The 19,403-nt window shown below is 38.4% G+C and carries 15 protein-coding genes; 13 read left to right on the top strand and 2 right to left on the bottom strand.

The window, feature by feature from the left end; translation table 11 throughout:
* Window positions 1–31 precede the first annotated feature (31 nt).
* Entirely contained in the window at window positions 32–2,401 is a 2,370-nt protein-coding gene (gene secA2 / locus IGI86_RS12450; protein WP_086316474.1) for an accessory Sec system translocase SecA2, read from the bottom strand.
* A gap of 47 nt (window positions 2,402–2,448) precedes the next feature.
* A complete protein-coding gene (locus tag IGI86_RS12445) occupies window positions 2,449–2,844 on the bottom strand; it encodes a hypothetical protein (protein WP_228085301.1) in 396 nt (131 codons plus the stop codon).
* Between the two features lie 319 nt (window positions 2,845–3,163).
* On the opposite strand from IGI86_RS12445, the gene IGI86_RS12440 reads away from it, so the two are divergent.
* The 13 genes from IGI86_RS12440 to IGI86_RS12380 all read left to right on the top strand — a co-directional run bounded on the left by IGI86_RS12440 (window position 3,164) and on the right by IGI86_RS12380 (window position 19,400).
* Complete coding sequence (locus IGI86_RS12440) at window positions 3,164–4,381, top strand: accessory Sec system protein translocase subunit SecY2 (protein ID WP_086316472.1); 1,218 nt, start codon at window positions 3,164–3,166, stop codon at window positions 4,379–4,381.
* A gap of 21 nt (window positions 4,382–4,402) precedes the next feature.
* Window positions 4,403–6,004, top strand: a complete 1,602-nt coding sequence (asp1, locus tag IGI86_RS12435; RefSeq protein WP_223347114.1) for an accessory Sec system protein Asp1 — start codon at window positions 4,403–4,405, stop codon at window positions 6,002–6,004.
* Entirely contained in the window at window positions 5,994–7,577 is a 1,584-nt protein-coding gene (gene asp2 / locus IGI86_RS12430) for an accessory Sec system protein Asp2 (RefSeq protein WP_086316470.1), read from the top strand. The genes asp1 and asp2 overlap by 11 nt, the downstream gene beginning before the upstream one ends.
* A gap of 15 nt (window positions 7,578–7,592) precedes the next feature.
* On the top strand, window positions 7,593–8,498 hold the full coding sequence (asp3, locus tag IGI86_RS12425; RefSeq protein WP_225869308.1) for an accessory Sec system protein Asp3: 906 nt from the start codon (window positions 7,593–7,595) through the stop codon (window positions 8,496–8,498).
* Between the two features lie 16 nt (window positions 8,499–8,514).
* Window positions 8,515–9,954, top strand: a complete 1,440-nt coding sequence (locus IGI86_RS12420) for a glycosyltransferase (RefSeq protein WP_420656997.1) — start codon at window positions 8,515–8,517, stop codon at window positions 9,952–9,954.
* Window positions 9,944–10,792: a hypothetical protein gene (locus IGI86_RS12415; protein WP_429967337.1), complete on the top strand. Its 849-nt coding sequence runs from the start codon at window positions 9,944–9,946 to the stop codon at window positions 10,790–10,792. The genes IGI86_RS12420 and IGI86_RS12415 overlap by 11 nt, the downstream gene beginning before the upstream one ends.
* A gap of 7 nt (window positions 10,793–10,799) precedes the next feature.
* Window positions 10,800–11,357: a hypothetical protein gene (locus tag IGI86_RS12410; protein WP_086332624.1), complete on the top strand. Its 558-nt coding sequence runs from the start codon at window positions 10,800–10,802 to the stop codon at window positions 11,355–11,357.
* 49 nt (window positions 11,358–11,406) lie between these two features.
* The gene (locus tag IGI86_RS12405; RefSeq protein ID WP_077452924.1) at window positions 11,407–11,598 is read left to right on the top strand and encodes a hypothetical protein; all 192 of its coding nucleotides are present in this window, start codon (window positions 11,407–11,409) and stop codon (window positions 11,596–11,598) included.
* Between the two features lie 45 nt (window positions 11,599–11,643).
* Entirely contained in the window at window positions 11,644–12,630 is a 987-nt protein-coding gene (locus IGI86_RS12400; protein ID WP_081117484.1) for a helix-turn-helix domain-containing protein, read from the top strand.
* A complete protein-coding gene (locus IGI86_RS12395) occupies window positions 12,627–13,643 on the top strand; it encodes a sugar transferase (protein WP_086332623.1) in 1,017 nt (338 codons plus the stop codon). The genes IGI86_RS12400 and IGI86_RS12395 overlap by 4 nt, the downstream gene beginning before the upstream one ends.
* Window positions 13,640–14,023, top strand: coding sequence for a hypothetical protein (locus IGI86_RS12390; protein ID WP_086332622.1), 384 nt, complete (start codon window positions 13,640–13,642; stop codon window positions 14,021–14,023). The genes IGI86_RS12395 and IGI86_RS12390 overlap by 4 nt, the downstream gene beginning before the upstream one ends.
* 71 nt (window positions 14,024–14,094) lie before the next feature.
* A complete protein-coding gene (locus IGI86_RS12385) occupies window positions 14,095–15,432 on the top strand; it encodes a hypothetical protein (protein ID WP_244732288.1) in 1,338 nt (445 codons plus the stop codon).
* Window positions 15,433–16,094: 662 nt separating this feature from the next.
* The gene (locus tag IGI86_RS12380) at window positions 16,095–19,400 is read left to right on the top strand and encodes a Cna B-type domain-containing protein (RefSeq protein WP_430617329.1); all 3,306 of its coding nucleotides are present in this window, start codon (window positions 16,095–16,097) and stop codon (window positions 19,398–19,400) included.
* Window positions 19,401–19,403: the final 3 nt, after the last annotated feature.

The following is a 19,403-nucleotide window of genomic DNA, read 5'->3' as shown; positions in this document are numbered from 1 at the left end:
ACTGTGATGCTTTTTTATTGGCTATGGTTGGTTATGGAAATTCAACATCGAATGAACCATCTTCTGTTTTTACCAACTCGGATAATAATAAATTTCTGACTGCTTCTAGATAAATGGCTTCACGCATTTCAGAGAAAGAACGATGTGCTTCTACTTGAAATTCATAGATGGGGCGATGTTGTCCCCAGTTTCGTCCATTGATGACTGTTTTCAATTGTTGCAGGTTGTCTGATTGTTCGATCCAAAGAGTATCTAAGGCTTTTAAAAGTATGATTCGCTTGAAAAACAGCTGTTGGAAACTATCTGGCATAAATTGATGAATGTGAATCAAACGCTCTGAAATCAGATCCAATAAAAATTTTTTGACCGTTCGCTTATTAAATTTATCTAGTTTCTCGATTTCAAAAACATCAAAATTATAGTCCAAATTATTAAAGATAAAATCAAGGATCGCTTGTTGATTTAGGTTCGCTTTTTTAGTGGTGAATTGATTGATTGTTTCTTCTATGCATTGATTAATGATATTTTCTAATTCGACAGGGGTACCTTTCATAATGCTGTTTCTCATGCTGTACATTTTGTCTCTTTGAATGGTAATAATTGAGTCAAATTCTAGCGTCGTTTGACGTCCGGCAATTTCTTGATTTTTGCGATTGCTTTGAGACTGATTGATTAGTTTATTGTATTTTTTCTTTTTTAAGGGCGTGAGATCACTGGATAATTCTTCTTGTTCAGTTAATAATTCTCGTTCGTCGGCGGCCCATTTGGGTGCACTTTCAACTACGATTTTGTCTTCCATAGATACATAGAAAATACTGTCACCCGGATCTCCTTGACGTCCAGAGCGGCCCCGAAGCTGATTGTCAATTCGGTCACTGGTCATCCGCTCAGTTCCTACTACTAACAGACCACCATTTTCCCGTGCGTCTTCTTCCAGTTTAATATCTGTACCACGTCCAGCCATTGAAGTAGCCACAGTTACGGCACCTTTTTTACCAGCTTCTGAGATGATCCAAGATTCCTTGGTCGCTGTTGTAGCGTTTAAAAGATTATGAGGGATTCGATGCTTTAAGAGAATCAGGGAGTATAACGTCGACATTGAGACTGATCCTGTCTCAATCAATACGGGGCGTTCTTGCGTCAAAGCATTTCTTACTGCTTCTAAAGAAGCCATGATTTTCGACTGATTGGTCACATAGACCAGATCCTGATGATCTTTTCGGCGAATGGGTTTATTTGTCGGAATTTCGATTACGTCAATATCATACGTTTCTCGAAATTCGTCGGCGTCTGTTTTGGCAGTACCAGTCATTCCGGACAAAATTTTAAATTTTCGGAATAGATTTTGGTAGGTAATGGAGCCCATGGATCGGCTCTCTGTAGTGATCTCTACGCCTTCTTTTGCTTCGATTGCTTGATGAAGGCCAGCTTGTAGTTTTGTTCCAATCAGCTTACGTCCATTTGCTTCATCAAGCAAAAGAATCTCATTGTCCTCCACAACATAGTCTTTGTTTAAGTGTAAGAGATAGTTGGCCCGTAAGGCAATGACTAAATGACGGTAAAGATTTTTCCATTTTTCTGAAAGAATAGTTTCAACACCTAAGTAGTCTTCGGCTTTTTTTATGCCTGCTTCTGTAAACCAAGCGTGACGTTTGTTTTCACTTCTCATAAAGTCTTTACCTTCAATCAAGCTTTTCACAAACCAATCAGATAGCGTAAAAAAATTTGACTGAACTTTGGGTGCTCCTGAAATGATCAATGGCGTTTGCGCCATATCAAGTAATATTGCATCGATTTCATCTATCAGTACATAATTGAAGTGGGTGACATATTGTTCGTCTGGAGAAACAGCCAAGTTGTCAAATAAATAGTCAAAGCCCAGTGCGCTATGCGTCGTGTAGACGATGTCTGCTGCATAGACCACCTCTTTATCGATTTCTTCTCCTTCATCTTCATGTTCAGGAACACCTGCAGCCACGGATAGTCCTAGAAAACGATAGACTTTTCCCGTTTCTTCAATATCTCGCAAGGCTAAATACGTATTAGAAGTAATCAAGAAATTGCCTTTGCCTCCCAGACCATGTAAATACATCGGCATGGTTGCGGTCAATGTTTTTCCTTCTCCGGTTTTCATTTCAGCAACATTGCCGTAAAAAAGAGCAATTGCGCCAAGAATTTGAACAAAATAAGGCTCCATTCCTAAGACACGACGGTCTGCTTCGACAACGACAGCATAGGCTTGCGGGAGTAAACTCTCCAGTTTTTTACCCTGTTCGAGTTGTTGTCGAAAATGAATGGTTTGCATTTGCAATTCTTGATCTGATAATTGCCGATAGTTTTCTGCAAGACTTTGAACTTTTCTCGCCAACCGAATATACTTGCGAAACTTTTTATCTTTCATTTTTGTTGTTCCTCCTTTCAAAAACTTAAATTGCTTGTGGCTTAAGCTTAATCAGCAATGCTTTCTAATTTAGCACGAATCATGACGTCGTCTAGTTCAAAAAGATATTCCCTCATCAAATCATTGGCTTCTAAAAAAAAGACGATTTTTCCCTTCTGAGTAACTAGTTTCATCTTTCTTGATGCAATAAGTGGTTCTTTGTTTTGATCCAGTAGCGCTTCACCAGAACTTGTTACGAAGTGAAGTGAAAACGTATAGGTTTTGGTGCTATCCATATTATAGTAGGGAAATTCACCATGATAGATGGACTCTTGATCAACTGCTTCCAAAGAGTCATCAGTCCGCAAAACGACAGCTTTTAGGTTTAACTTAGGCGTCGGTTCATTGTCAGGGACCCTAGATTCTGCAGTCGGTGTTTCGTTGACTGTTAAATTTTCTTTCAAAAAAAAGATACCTCCTAAGAGCAAAACGAGAGGTATGATGACTTCAATTAGTTTTTTCATAGTAACGACCTTCTTTTGGGGGCTATTTCTCAGGAAATTCTCCCTTTTTTTTCCAATCCTTGTATTTCTCTGATGACTATTTAAAGTGAGTAGTTTTTACTTATTTGAATTTAAAACGATGATACCACAATGACCAACCTCACCTTTTCCTTTTTTTTTTTCATTTCAACAAAAAACAAGTACAAAAGGCAATTTTAAACCTGTTACTATTTTGTTAAACCTTGCAGATTAAAAAAAAGTAAGAAAATTGGAGATGAAAATGAAGAATCAAAAAGAACTCATTCGAAGAATAATCGCGAGCTTTTTCCTTTTGTTCATTGTTGAGATAGGTAAGCATATCCAGGTTCCTTTTTTTATTTCAGAAAAGATACCAGAGGAATCAACTAGTTTGATTCTGAAATTTTTAGCGACATCAACCGGTGGGAATTTTACTGTTCCAACGCTTTTTTCTTTAGGGATGGGCCCGTATATGACTGCCCTGATCATCTGGACAACGATCAGCATGATTGATACAGAAAGTATCGGAAATCTTTCCACCAAACGAATTGGGTATATTCAACGCAGTTTGACTCTTTTATTTGCTATCCTTCAAAGTTGCGCACTGGTTTTAAAATTTCGTTCCTCAATGATTGATCAAAAAGCAATTGGAGGCTCTATTGTCCTGTTGTTTTTAGGAGCAGTTCTTCTTTTGACGGCTGGGGGATTGTTCGTTGCATGGCTAGCTGATATCAACATTGATAAAGGAATTGGAGGTCAAAGTCTGTTTATTGTTCCAGGTTTACTGATGAATATCCCAGCTATGTTAATTTCGGGACAAACAGAATCCGTTCATTTAAGTCAAAACTTTCTTATCGGGTTAGTTATGGTGACCTTAGTTTTTATTTATCTCACACTCTTCCTTTACAATGCAGAATACCGTATCAATATTGAACGGACAGGTATCGACAGTCGCTTTAACAATTCGTATATTCCTATTCGACTTTTACCTGCCGGGGCAATGCCTTTCATGTTTGCAGTAACTGTCTTTTCAATGCCGCAGCTTTTACTATTGAACGAAAAGTGGGGAGACACAGGCTTTTCAAATTTTATTACGACTTACTTTTCCTTTAATAATGTGCGGGGTGTTTTCACTTATGGTCTGATTCTCTATGTTTTAGGTTACGGATTTAGTTTTATAAATGTTCGACCATACGATATAGCCAAAAATCTAAAAGAGACGGGAGATTACATTTTAAATGTTGCTCCTGGTAAACAGACAGAGCGATATATATTGAAGCGTTTATCAACCGTTGCATTACTTGGCAACAGTTATCTTGTGATCGTTTCAATGATTCCCTTATTGATAGGATTGCAAAATCAAATCATTTCCAACTTAGCTTTTTATTTCGGAAGTATTTTTATGTTGATCATCATTTTAGAAACTATCACAAATGAAATACGGTTCCTCTTTTCCAGACATACTTACCGGATTTTTTAGAGGATGTTAGGAGGCAATTTTTTGAATTATTTTATCCCTGATTGGACGACCAGTAGTGGCAATTTAGAAAGTGATTATATGATGAATATCATTCAGCTTTTCAAGAACAATCGAGAACCGTATCACTTATTGTTATTGGAGCATATACCGTTTTTACGTTATCAGATGCATGCATATGAATTAGAAGTAGCGCAAATGACTTCGCTTTATGATCGCTTGCAAGACATTCAAAAAACCAATGGATTTCCCTTAGATGTCGATGACTTGCCTCTTGCTCAGAATGTTGAGAAGGTCTATACACCTTTTGGAATCACGCTGATTAAGGAAAATCAACCATTTGGTGAAATTCGGTTCAATTCATTTGGTTTTGCAGAACAGATGTCTATAATGACGGAACCTTATCGACAAATCCTCTTTTTCGATGATCGGGGATTTATTTCTGCAAAATCGTTCCAGAATGACAAAGGGGAACAAGTAAAGAAGATTTATTATAACGAATCGGGAATGGAAAAATGTGTGGAATACTTTGGAGAAAATCCACAGATTGAGCTGATAAATCCTCAAAGAATTGGGCTAAAGAAAAGTCAGTATCAAAGCATGGATGAACTTCTTTTAGAGATGATGAATCAATTTCAACTGAATCTTGAGCCAGAAGATCAAACAATTTGTTTGACAAATGAGCGGAGTCTACGATTGGTCAAAACGAACGAGGAACGAAAAAGAGTGATCCAGATCGTTTCTGATGCCCACAGACTTTCAACTTGTGCATCAGATGAAAAAGCAGCATTATGGGCTGGTGAAAATAAAATCATTACTGATTCGACTAGTAATCAAACAGCGCTTTTCTCTTTAATGAAACAGTCCGGTGTCAATGACCTATCTCGGATACAGCGCATACCTATTTACACAACTTCTTTTCAGCTGGGCAATAGCAACTCCATTCCCCAGCTGGTTCTTTATTGGAACGCCGGTGAGCTTAACGAAGACGTTCGGAGAATCCATCATCTATTACTGCAAAAAGTTATTCAGAATGATCGTTATGACTTAATTATCGAAACGACGACATTCCAAAGCGAAGTCGTTTTACGAGAAGCACAAAAAGAACTGGTTGATACTCACTTCGGTGTCGATAGTGAATCTGAGGAGTATCAAAAGGTATTAAAGTATTTCGAAGCAAAAAAGGCGAAAAAGTTATTTAAAACGGATGAAGAGGCGATTGAAGAGATCCGAGAAAGCAAAAATTGGCGAAATCTAGTAGAGGCAGTTGATGTCAATTTTAGGATTCACTTTCGTTTGGATTCTCATCTCACCACGATTCGTCAGGATTTCAATGAGACACGATTGTATATTGATTTGTCTGCTGAAGTTGATGTCCAGAAACAAGCACTAGCTGTTAGTGCAGGGATTCCTCAGCTTGTTAGGAAGAAAACCGATTATGTGGATGACCAAAAGAATGGGCAAATCATTGGTCAAATTAGAGAATTAGATGCAGCAATCGCTTTTTACCTGGACGATTTAAATAATTGGAACCAAGCATTGGTGGAAAATATTAGTTATATTGAGCGTTTTAGTGAGGAAAATATTATTAAACAATGGAGGGAGTTGCTAGAGGGTGTCGTCTAAACAGATTCAGGTATTTCATGTTGCAGCTGTTTCTTCTGAGGGGCAAAAGCAGCTTTCTCCTTTGTTTGCCTATCAGTGGCTTCCGTTGGCCTATGATTTCAGAAAAGATGAGCAGGAGCTACAGCTGTTTAAGAAAGACAAATATAATACCAAATACCATCGGGCAATTTTTCTTCTAGAGGAAAATGCCGCGATTCTTGAAAATTTGGAATTTTTAAAACAATTGCCAGCCTACCAAATATTTTACGAAGAAAATGGGCAGCTATCTCCAGAAGTTCAAGCGCTATTCACATTAAAAGCAGCGAATCCTTTTGATAAAAAGCAGCTAGAAAATGTTTTTCGTACGATCAATGAGCAATTCTCAGCAAAGCAACAAGGATATAAGCTATCTATGGATCACATGAAATTTAATAAAACTGTCCCGTTGCAGATCGTTAAAGAAGGACATGCAGCCTGTCAGGTAAAGGCACAACTGACATCAGACGATCAGCAAATAACTACTTGGAAAATGACTAACCTGATACCTAAAGACGAACGCACCTGTTTTTATCCGGAGATCGCAGATGTTCAAGGAGAAGTGACATTAAAAATCAAACTCTTTTTCATTAAAGAAAACACGAATCAAGTCATCCAAGTGATTGAGGTCCTTCACGATCAAATCATAAATGGGGAGCCGGTTTACTTCAAATTAGATCAAAATTCATACATCAATGTTTCATTGTATGCCAAAGGAAATCGAGGGCAATTTACGATCGGGCAGATGCACCTGCGAAGAGCAATGGCAGATGAAAGTGTCATGATTCCAGGAGGCGGACGGATTCGGGATGAAGAGAATCTGGGGGGCGAAGTGATCTATTACTTTAATCCGGGAGATTTAAAACCTCCATTAGCGGTTTATTTTTCTGGCTATCGTTCAGCGGAAGGATTTGAAGGCCGTGGGATGATGGGAAGTATGGGCTGTCCGTTTCTGCTGATTGGTGACCCTCGTTTAGAAGGTGGGAATTTCTATCTAGGCAGCCAGAAATTCGAACAAGAAATCGTAGCGATCATCTTAGGGAAACTAGCACTGCTAGGATTTGATAAGTCAGACCTCATTTTATCCGGATTATCGATGGGCACGTTTGGGGCGCTGTATTTTGCTAGCGATTTAAGCCCAAACAGTGTCATTGTGGGAAAACCGTTGACGAATCTTGGTTCCATTGCTCTAAATGAACGCATCAATCGACCAACTGGATTTCCAACCTCATTGGATATGCTGCTTTACAATATTGGGGTTGTTTCAAAAGAAGCGAGCAGTCAATTGAATGAACGGTTCTGGAGCAAATTCAAAAGTGGCGATTATCGGGAGACAACCTTTGCGATCGCCTATATGAAACAAGACGATTACGACATGGAGGCATTTCCAATGTTGTTTGAATTTTTAAAAAATAATTTCCCCATGACTCGTGTTCTGTATAAAGGCATGATCGGCCGACATAACGATAATAGTCCTGCCATCAATAATTGGTTTTTGAAACAATACAAAAATATTCTCGTGCATACATTTCACCGCGATATCAAGAAAATATTATAGGGAATGAGGGAGTCGATGAATAGTTTATATCGTATCAAGTGGGGGATCGACTTTAATGACAATTATAATTATGGCGCAAAAATAGCTTATATGCCCTCTGGGGATGTCTTGTACTCTTCTCCTTTGATGCCTCCAGGCGTCAGTATTAAATCTTGGTATTCGAAAACAGAATTTCATATTAGTCGGAAATCACCAATGCTACCAATGTTACTGCCTGGATACAAGTACGAGTTAACACTTCATGCTGCATTCGATCGTAAGGAAGCAGTACAGCTATTGGTGGAATTTTTTGATAAGGATGGTTTTCTCCTTGAAAAACTAGTCTTCGAAACAAACCAAGAATGTTTTCTCTTTCCGCAAGGTGCCACTGATTATCAGATTCATATGGTAAACAAAAAGCATCAAGAGATTCATTTTAAGGAATTGGTTTTATCCACTAAGGAGAATCAAGCATTTGAAGTGGTTCCTATAAATGCAACCACTGGAGCAAACCAAGGCTCAAACATAGCAACCAGCGTTGTTGCGGTTACACCGTTGGTTGAGAAACATGCTGCATTATCGGTCGTATTTGAAAAACAGAACAGCTATGTCAAAGAATATTCACTTTCAGATTTTGAAGCAGGATTGTTTGTTGAACCGGATACTAAGGCTGCATCATCGTATTTGGAAGTATTACTTGAACAAATCTATCAGCGAAGCGATAGTCCCGAAAAAATCAACCTTAAAATGGGACAAAATTTTTCTTTGCTGGAGTCTTGTTACCACGAAGATTTTTCTGTATTAGCTTTATTATTTGCAAAGCCAAATAAAGAAGCCGAAGCACCCGAGCTTATGGATCGTCTGCAAAAAAAGATCGCACTTAATCAAAGGGCACTAAAAGTTTTAGAGAATGTAAAAGAAAACAGGAAAAAATCAACCTAATAAAGAGGGGGACATCATGAATTTTTTTGTAAATAAAGCAATGGGGATTGGTAATTCTGGTGTGGAACATGCACAGTTCTATCGTGCTGCTTGTTTTGATAGAAAAAATATTCCCTATAAGTATATTTTTATGGAGCTAGTGAAGAATCTCCATGAAGCCATGGCGGCTTGGAAAATACCAGATGATAAAGTCATCTCCATGTGGGAATATTTTGCACTAGAAGGTGATTATTTAAGGCAAGGGGCTAAAGCAGTTTTTACTGCACAACAAGATCTCTTAGTAGATGCTACGAACACACATAGAATCAAAGAAACCATCACGTCATCAGGATTAAAAATCGTTGAGCATATGGAAAAATCTCCTAGTCCAAAAAAGGAAGGCTTACTGCTAGTTTCGGATTATCGGGTAGAGATTTTTGACTATCGAACGAATCAAAGAAAAATCATGTACAGTTATCGAAATGATTCGCATCGAGGAAGAGTAATGACGAATATTCATTTGTTTGCTTTCAAAGGCAAACATCGTTTCTTTAGAAATGAAGTCTTATTGCAGCGATTTTTCTTTAAACAACTGATAGAAGAATTCCCAGAAACCAAAAGTATCATCATTGATCGGGGGGAGGAAAGCGAGGCTGCTTTATATGATCATTGTCCTCCGGAAATCAAATTGATTGAGATCGTTCATGCCGATCATTTATCTGATCGTGACGTAGCTAGCGCACCTCTTTGGAACAATTACTATGAATTTGCTTTGACGCATTTGGAACAAGTCGCTCATATCGTTGTTGCGACAGAATTGCAAAGGCAAGATTTGTTGATCGATTTCCCAAACGAGTCCAAAAAAATTGTGACGATCCCGGTGGGAGGGATTCGCGATGTGACAGAAGATTCATTTGAATTAGGCAAACAACAGGCAGAAAAGTTTGTGACAGTCTCTCGTTTGGCATCCGAAAAGCACATTGATCTTGTGATGCGGGCAATTGCTGCAGCAAAAAAAGAACATCCAACGATCTCTTTAGACATCTATGGTCAAGGGGGAGAAGAAGGTAAGTTAAAAGCAGTGATCAAGGAGTTGAATGCAGAAGAGTACATTCGGTTAAAAGGGCATTCTCATGCAATCAATGAAGTATATCCTGATTATGATGCATTTATCTCTGGTTCTTTTTCAGAAGGTTTCGGATTGACTTATATTGAAGCTTTAAATGCAGGATTGCCAATTGTAACCTTCAAGGCTCGTTTTGGGGCCATGGAGTTGATCAAAGAAGGAGTCAATGGTTATTTGAAAGATTTTTCTAGAACTGATGAAGCTTATACTATTCAGCAACTAACAGAGGGCATTCGTCAGTTGACTGCTTCTGATCTGAACCAACTTAAAGCCAATACCCGCAAGTCTGTACGAATGTTTCAAGACGCGATAATTGCAGAGAAATGGAGTGAGTTGATCGATGCATTATGAATTAGTCACCGTGATCCGACCAAATGACCGAATTTGGATGGCACAAAAATCACGAATCAAAGAAGGAAGTCAAGTGTTGTCCATCTCACCGAGTCCAAATTTTCAAGCGATACTCCAAAAAGAAGCCTTGCAGGGAATAAATATTTTAGATCAAGTGACACAGCGCAGTCACGATCCAGAAGCCTTTCTGTTTTTTAACCAAGTACCAACAGCTTACTCTACAGAAGTTTATATGAACGAGGACCGGACCATTTCCTTGATCACTGATGGAGATGAAGTAGGTAAAGTGAGCTTGTATCCTATGACTAGAAGACATGTCAAAGAAGTTCGCTACTTTTATCCTGATGGCACGACAGATTTCATTGAAGAATATGCCGCAGATGGGAAATTATTCTCAACTATTTATTACTGCAATGACCAGGTTCAAGAGATTGCTTTTTTCAATGATCAGCAACAAAGTATTCTGAATTACTATTTTTATCAAGGCACCATCAATTTAGTCACGATTCGTGATACAGAAACATTCAAGGTAACTCAAAAATTTAACACAACACTTGATTTCATTCGTGATCAGTTAGCTTTTCGGTTAACAGAAAATGATACAGTTGGCATTTCATATATGGGGTTAGAATTATTTTCTCTAGCAAAATCCAACTCGACAAATACACTTTATCTGGAAGAATCGCCGCTTGATGGCAAAGGGAATATCAAAGGGAACTTAATGAGTATTTTAGATGACCGCGTTCCTTATATTCATAAGGTAGAAGTCGATCAAAAGAATTATCAGTTGTTGGCAAACAAAAATGTATGCATGGACAAAGTTGTGTTGAAAGGATGAAGACAAAATGAAAAAAATGAAAACCACTGAATTGTATGAGCAAATTATGTTGTTAATAAAAGAGAACAGCGGGTCCATGCTCACTTTTGAGAAGGAACAAGAGGAAGCAAAGAAACTTTTTGCTCATCAAAACGCATTGATTGATCAGCTGATTCAAATCAATCAAGAAATGAAAGCAATGATGAACAAGTCAGAAAACGATATCGATCTAAATGTGATCCAAACATTAAAAAAACAATTCAATGCATCTTTTGAGCAGCAACAGGAGGAGCAAAATAAATTACAAATGATTTATGAGAAGCTCTTTTCTGCTTATGAGGTTGAAAAGCAAATGCTTCGAACCTATTTTTTGAATGAAACCGAGCAGATCATTGATCGGTTAACCTCAACCGTCGAAAGACAAGATAACGATGTGAATCAATTGAGTCAAGAGCTGATTGATGAGCTTCGGGCAGTGGAAATAGCAGAGGTAGTGAATGAGATAGCTACAAACGAAAATGAACCAGTAGAAAATGTTTCAGAACTGAGTGAATCACTACAACTGGCAGACGATCAGAACCAGTAGATAAACCAGTTTTCTTCATAGTTGTTTGCCGAAAATAAACTGGGAAGAGGTGATTTCGTTGGCGAATAATCAGCTAGAAAAAACGATTCAAGCGGGATTTCAAGAAGAACGAGAAAACGTAAGAAATCACTCAGAAGAAAAGAAAAAGGGCAAAGCGATCACCATCGTGCTTTCCTTAGTTATGTCGATCGTGATCCTTGGATCGTTGGTTTATTCTTTATTGGAAGCATTACAGAAGTAAGAATAAAAATAGGTCCTGCATTTTAGAAAAAAGGATTTGAAAAATATGGAAACTAGATTACTAAGCGTTTGTCGATTAATTAGCACGATCAACCCAGACTTAAAGATACCTGATACATCAGTCGTTGCTGTCAATATTGATCGCGAGAAATTAGAAGAGATACGCAAATGTAAAGGACTATCTGTGAAATCTTTTGAAAGAAAGATTGGGTTATCTCGCTCACGGTACTATAGATGGGTACAATATGAGATCGACTTGCCCTTCGAATTGGTTGTTGGCATCAAGAAAATGTTGAGCATATCTGATACCGAATTGTTAGACATGTTTGCAATGTCAACAGATGAACAACTTCATCTATTAAGTGTATTGATTTATAGCTCTTTATCAACGAAAGAGGACATGTTTGTTACCTTTATGAAAGTCAGAAAAGAGTTAGAAAAATTTCGCTCCTCTACTGAGGATAATACGATGTTTAAACTTATGTTGGCCTATTCTGACCTCGTATTTGGTTGTATGAACCAGAAAGTTCCGGATGCAAGTTTAGAAATGCTTGAAACATTTTTTCTGGGAACTGATTTTTATACATTATTTGACAGCCTTTTATATTTAGCTACATTACGCATCAAACAGCGCTATGGCTTGCACGCTTCATCTTTAGAAAAACAAATTTTTTTGTTAGAGAGCTGCCTTTTAAAGAAAATAAATTCGACTGATTTTACGGAACTGCGGCCAGTCTTGGTAGGCGCCGTATTAGATTTATCAGAATGTTTGGTAGACATCCAACGCTGTGATGATGCGGTTCAATTACTTCAACATGCAAGTCGTTTAATGGAGGAACATTGGCATATTGATGTCTATAATCAGACAGTTCTAAAACTAGTCAAATATTTGCTGCTTACAAGGAATACTGCACAAGAAGATCCTGCTGTACAACTGTTTTCTAAAAATTTGAAGGGTGCAGAATGGTGCTTACCGAAAGATGAAGTGATGTTTGTGCGGGCAATGATGGAAAAGGAGATGGGACAAGCGTGAATCGGTGGGTGACGACGATCATTGAATCGAATGCAGCAGATTCAGTCAAAAAAGCGAAAGTAGATGTTTTTCACATTGCCAATGGGATGGATTATCAACCTTTATATATTTATCGTTATATCGATGAGAATGAAGATGATTATGCACTTATGTCAAGGATTGATGGCATTACAGCTGGTGTCGCTTATGAAGATATCGTGGTCTATCAATATCCAAGTTATAACGGAGCCCATTTTGACCGAATGTTCTTACAAAGAATGAAACAAAGAGGGATTTACACGAGTTTATTCATCCATGACGCTGAGATGTTGCGTGGGAAAGTCGATTTTGATGAATCTGCTCTTTTCAATGAAGCAACAGTATTGATCGTTCATAGCCAAGCTATGCAGACAGCCTTAGTCGAAAGAGGCGTGACACGGAGAATGATCCAAAAACCATTTTTCGACTATCAGCATCAAGAAGTTAGTGTCAGTCATGAAAGACCAGAAAAACGAGTTGTCTTTGCAGGAAATTTGGCAAAAACCCGTTTTCTACAGCAGTGGCCCAATCGCACGGAAATTCTTGTATACGGCGATAAAAACGACAGTCAATTTGGTCCGAATGTTCATTATTGTGGTGTTTTTGAGCAAGAGAAATTGGTTCGTAGGATGGAGAAAAATGGTTTCGGACTTGCGTGGGATGATAAGTTGCCTGATGGTGGTGACTACCAACAATATACGAAGTATAATGCACCGCACAAAATCTCGTTGTATCTCTCGTTAGGAATCCCTGTCATTGTATGGAAAGAAGCAGCTATAGCAGAGATGGTACAGAAACTGGAACTTGGCATTACTATCAACGCAATTGAAGACATTGATCATCAATTAAGTGAGTTAACAGATGAAGAGCTGCTGCGGATAAAAAATAATGTTCTTTCATTTAGTTGTTTACTGCAATCAGGAATATTTACTAGAACGGCACTGATGGATTCAGAAGTGAAAATACTCCTAGGCAAAGGAGCAAGTCAAGCATGAAACAATCGATGAGTACAAAGAAGTTATCCGCAATCATTCAAATCAGCGAACTAGATCAGATGTTGACTGATTTGAAACAAGCGATCGAACAACGGGATAGTAAAATTGCGCGATTACAACAAATGATTTCAGAAAAACGACAGTCAGCCGTTGGTTATCGCGATTTTATTGTCTTAAAGAATAGCCAAGAAGAATTGAGAGAGTTATGCAAAAAAATTGACTTGCAGCTGGTCAAAACCAATGAGCTTTTACGGCATATACGTAATACAAAAGTAATTTTCAGCGACTTGTTGCTTTTAGAAGCAGAAGTCAACGAACAAATGAGTAAAATTCAGGAACTGTCCAATGCATTCTTTATCCAAGAAGAGGCAGGAAAATAGAGGATGAAATAGCAATAGTGTTATTAGGGAAGCTGTAAGTCATGATAAATAGGGAAGTTAGGGGGATTAGTGTGAACAAAATCATTGCATTAGACATTGATGAATTTCGAGTAGGCGTTGTTGGCTACGGTTATCAAGATGTCAGAAGTTCTGTTTATTCAGAAGTCAAAAAAAATAATCTACAATATCTTTTAGGAAAGAATAATGAACCGATCTACCTAAAAAACAAAGTAGGGAAACGAATACTTCTCGGGGGCAGCGAGAAAGAAATCACTTGGGGACTCGACAAGTTGTATAGTCGACGATCAGAAGCCTATCAAACATTTGGCAATCCGTTGGCAACCCTGGGAGACCAAAAATTTAAGACATATATCAAAACGATACTCTCTTATTTAGTAGCGAAAAGACCCTCACTTTTTACTGAAATTGCAGAGGATTACTTTAGCTGTTCATTATGCCTTGGCGTAGCAACAGAAAGTTTTGACCGGCTTGCTGACATTGAGAGACAACTGGCAGATGAATTCGAGACAGTTGTTGATGGCACTCACTATCAGATCCGCATCGAGCGAGTAAAGCTGATCCCGAAATCTCTGGGCGCAATTTTTGAAAGCAAACGAAATGATATTCATTTGATGTTAGGCGTGGAAGAAATTCTTGCTGGGTTGACCTATGTGATTGAAATCAATGATCATTCTCTCACTTGTGATAGCTACGAAAATGGGGAACTGATCAAAAGTTCAAAAGTCACAGACGGCTTGTTTGAATTGGCAGGCAACGTGGTACAAGCTTATCAAGAAAATGAGGGGGATCATCCCGCACCTATCTTTGCGCTAGATCATGGCGTCGTTTACGATATGCTTGTCACAGCTAAGAAAAACAATCCATTTGTCGTGACGATCAATGGAGGTCAGACAATAGATTTAACTGAGATCGTTAAAAAAGAGACGACTGCTTTGACAGATCAATTGATTGATTATGTAAACAGTGATCAAGATATTCAATATGCTGATACAATTCTAATCAGAGATATTCCTTCAGAAACGATCAACGAAAACACAGTAAATCAGACACTCACCAAGATGGGGTTATCTTGTAAAGTATTTAACAATAAAAGTGCTCTTGGCGTGTATCTCTTCGGAGAGTTGTTTTGGAAAAGTCAACTGAATGCTTCGATAGATCATTTTGAGGATAACAGTCCATTTCCAATGAAGCCAGACGGTTTAGAGTCGAAAGTGAATGCAGAACCTTTACCAGTCGAGAAGTCCCTCGAATCTTCAACTAACCAAATTGATTCTGAGCTACCAGAAGCTACCAAGCAAAAGAGTCATCATAGAAGCTTATCTGTAGAAGCAATCTTTGCGGAACAGTCGGAATTGCTTGATTTCTTGATCAGCAACGACAAAGAGTAGTCAATTTGGAGAAGGAAATGTGAATTTCGAGAGGATTGCAATAACCATTCCCTTTTTTTCCATGGTTAGTCTTTTGTACTAAATCAGAACATCGGACTTTGCAATAAAGTCTTGTCGTCAATAAGGATTGATATGTTGTACAAAAAACACACTTGGGACTGAAGAATCAATTATGATTCATCAGTCCCAAAAATGATAAAGACGTTTCTTTGTACAGTAAAAGTTAAGAGAACTTATAAATAAAGGGAAAATAACAGTAAGATTTTAAAGAATCTGCTAAAATTTTTGTAACCGAAAATGAAAATAATATGATTGTTTATGAAAATTTTCATTTTCAGTTTACAATTATTTTTTTTGACAAGTGAAATTTTAGCGAGTAGCCAATCACTCCTGGTGTTTAAGAGTTTTCAAGGAAAGAACTTTTATCACAAACAAAAGATTCTTTCTGGATTTTGAGTATTTATCATGAAAAAAATATTCTGTTGTTTTTCAAACAAAAGAAATCCTATTTCATTTTCACAAATTCGCTTGAGAGAAGGACCCATTTTTTGGCTTTTGCTCTCATTTTTCTCACAGAATCAAAATTTGGGTCATTTTGCATTTTCTCTTTTTTCCGATTAGGATAATCACCTGAGTAAAATTTGTTGTTTGGAGGAAGAGAAATGCGTACTTATGTGAAAAAAATAGCTTACCCAATGTTCATGCTGTCCTTACTTATTTTATCCTATTTGGCGCCTTTATTATCAGTCATCACAGCCAATGCGGACACCGAGGAGAATCCCAAAACAATCCTATTTCAAAACGAAAAGGGCATAGCGCAAGTGACATCATTACCAGATCCTACCACAGGGGAGATCACTTGGACGATCCAAGTAGAAAAGAATCAACAAGCAGCAAATCAACTGGCATTCAGCTTGAGTGAAGGGGAACAAACGGTTCTGCCGAACTCGATTCAAAGCAGCGGCACGCCATTTACATATGATCCGCAAAGACAGCAGCTGATGGAAGAAACCGCTAGCAGTTCTTTTAGCCAAATGACGCTAACGTTTCAAACAAAAAGTCTTCAAACATTGACAATCAAATCCGCCTTTCTTCAAACAGATGAAAAAAATGGACAAGTGAAAGAAGACATCATCAACACAACAGATGTAGCAGTTGTTCTACCTGAAAATGAATCCACAGAAGCAACGAGTACAGAAGCCGTACTTTCTGATACTCAGGATCAAACAGAGGCTTCTGAAAAAAAGGTTGTAACAACAAGCAACGAGTCACAACAACAAACGGCGTCAAATACTGCATCAAAAACCATAGAATCAACGCTTGATACCCAAGCAAGTGCGCCAGCAGCTTCACAACTTTCAAGTGGGGGCATTTTTAAAAATGATGTTCCTGAAGTTGATGACGCACTTCTAGGAGAAGCGCAATATTTTCATATTTTTGCTAACCATGCGACGCTAAATACACACACGAACGGAAATTTGGCCGTTGGTGAATTAAACGGAAATGTCAATTTTGGGACCAGTATTCAGGATGGTTCTTTGCCAACAGAAATCAATTATATTCAAAAGGTCAATTCCATCGCAAACTCTTCTTTTGTATCAGGAACTGATAGTAGAAAAAACAAAGTTGTTTTTGGCCCATCAGTCACAGTAGATTTAGCAGATCAAAATCAGCAACCTGCCGTTTTTGTAAATGGTCAGAGAATGGATCACTTGAAGACTTCCGAAGTTTTTCAAGATCAATCCGTGAGTGAGCCTTATATAGACTTTGAACAGGCATTTTCAACGTTACAGGCGACGTCAGAAAGACTGGGAGCTTATCCGCAGACACCCGGTGTAACCAAGGATTTCACTGATAATAATCAGCGGGTCATCAATACAGCCGATGCCGAAGATGAGACACAAGCGGTTGTTTTGACCTTGACAGACGAACAAGGAAATCCACTTGATGATGGTGTTTACGAACTTCAAAACAACAAGACGCATAAGGAAGTCGATGAAGAAGTCACAAATGATGATGGGCAGGTGATCGAAGCTGGTCTTCCAGAGGGAGAATATTCCTTTGTGGAAACGGAAGCGCCAGACGGCTATCTGATTGAAAAAAAACCCATTTCTTTTTCAGAAGATACAATTGCGAAAGAAGATCAAAAGGTTGTTGTTTCTCTTTCAAAAACGGAATTAGAAAAAGATACGCCAATCACCATTAAAGGGCTAACAAGAGGAAATACGCCTGTGATCATCAATGTGGACACTGAGGGAGTCAGCACCGTTAATGTTAAGTCCCAAATCAAACTAGAATATACGGATGGTACGTCTCGTAATAGCCATGAAACAGAAGAGTTTGATGATGCTGTTATCTTATGGAATTTTGTTGACCAATCAGAGGGCCAAACGATTTCGATTAATAGTCCATTCCAAGGAACCATCTTGGCTGTTGGTGATACAGTCGATGTCCATCAAAATGTTGACGGCAGTATCATTGCTGATACAGTGCTGGTCAACGCAGAAACCCATCGCTGGGATCTGCAAGCAAATGAAACAATCGTGCCGACTATTAAACTAGCTGCCATGAATCAATTACTTTCTTTTGATACAACGACAATCAGCGGGACCAAAACGTGGGATGATTATGACAACAAATTCAATACCCGTCCGACAAGCATTATGGTTCAATTATTGCAAAACGGTGAAGTATTCCAAACAAAAACGGTTACCCAAAGTAAAGAGGGGGACTGGCATTATGAATTTACTGATCTACCGAAAACTGACGAATCTGGTCAGACTTATGAATACACAATCCAAGAAACACCTGTTGAAGGGTATTCTACTAAAGTAAACGGTTATGACCTGGTCAACACGTACCGCAATATTGAAACGACAGACGTAGCTGGAACAAAGACATGGAAAGACTACGATAACAAATTCGAAACAAGACCAGAAAGCATCACTGTCAAGCTGATGCAAAATGATAAAGAAATCGACAAGCAAGTCGTAAAAGCAGATAACCAAGGCGACTGGACTTATCACTTTGAGAATCTGCCTAAGTATGATGAAAAAGGTCAAGCATACACGTACACGATCCAAGAAGAAAAAGTTTCAGGTTACACCACTGAAATCAATGGTTATGACCTAGTCAACACCTATCGCAACACCGAAACAACGGTAGTATCGGGAACGAAGACGTGGAATGACTATGGCAACAAGTTCCACACCCGTCCAGAGAGTATCACTGTGAAGCTGATGCAAAATGATAAAAAAATTGACAAACAAACCGTAAAAGCAGATAACCAAGGGAACTGGACCTATCGCTTTGAAAATTTGCCTAAGTATGATGCCGAAGGAAAAGTGTACACGTACACGATCCAAGAAGAAAAAGTGCCAGGTTACACCACTAAAGTCAACGGCTATGATTTAGTAAACACGTACCATAACACCGATACAATAGACGTAGCCGGAACAAAGACATGGAAAGACTATGATAACAAGTTCAATACCCGTCCTGAAAGCATCACTGTCGAATTAATGCAAAACGGTAAAGAAATCGACAAGCAAACCGTAAAAGCAGATAAAGAAGGCAACTGGACCTATCGTTTTGAAGATCTGCCAAAATATGATGAGAAAGGTCAAGCGTACACCTATAGCATTCAAGAAGTGGCTGTCAAAGGATACAAGTCAGATGTCCATGGCTATGATTTGATCAATACTTATGTCGAACCAAAAACGCCGAGAACGCCTGAGACACCGAATGATCCTAGCGATCCCAAAGTACCAATACCTTCTGACAAGTCTGATAAACCGAAAAAAATAGCCGGAAACGCCGAGCAAAAGCTGGATGACAAAAAGAACCAGACAAATAATGAAAAACGCTTGCCAAAGACAAACGAGGAATCCTCTTATGAACTAAGTGTTCTTGGAGGTATCTTACTCACCATGATTGCTTTCCTATTCTATAAACAGAAACATATTTAACCA

The organism is Enterococcus sp. AZ188 (assembly GCF_050544075.1).
Lineage (GTDB): Bacteria > Bacillota > Bacilli > Lactobacillales > Enterococcaceae > Enterococcus_D > Enterococcus_D entomosocium.
Note: the sequence above shows the minus strand (reverse complement) of the source record. Positions and strands in the feature narration are given on the sequence as shown.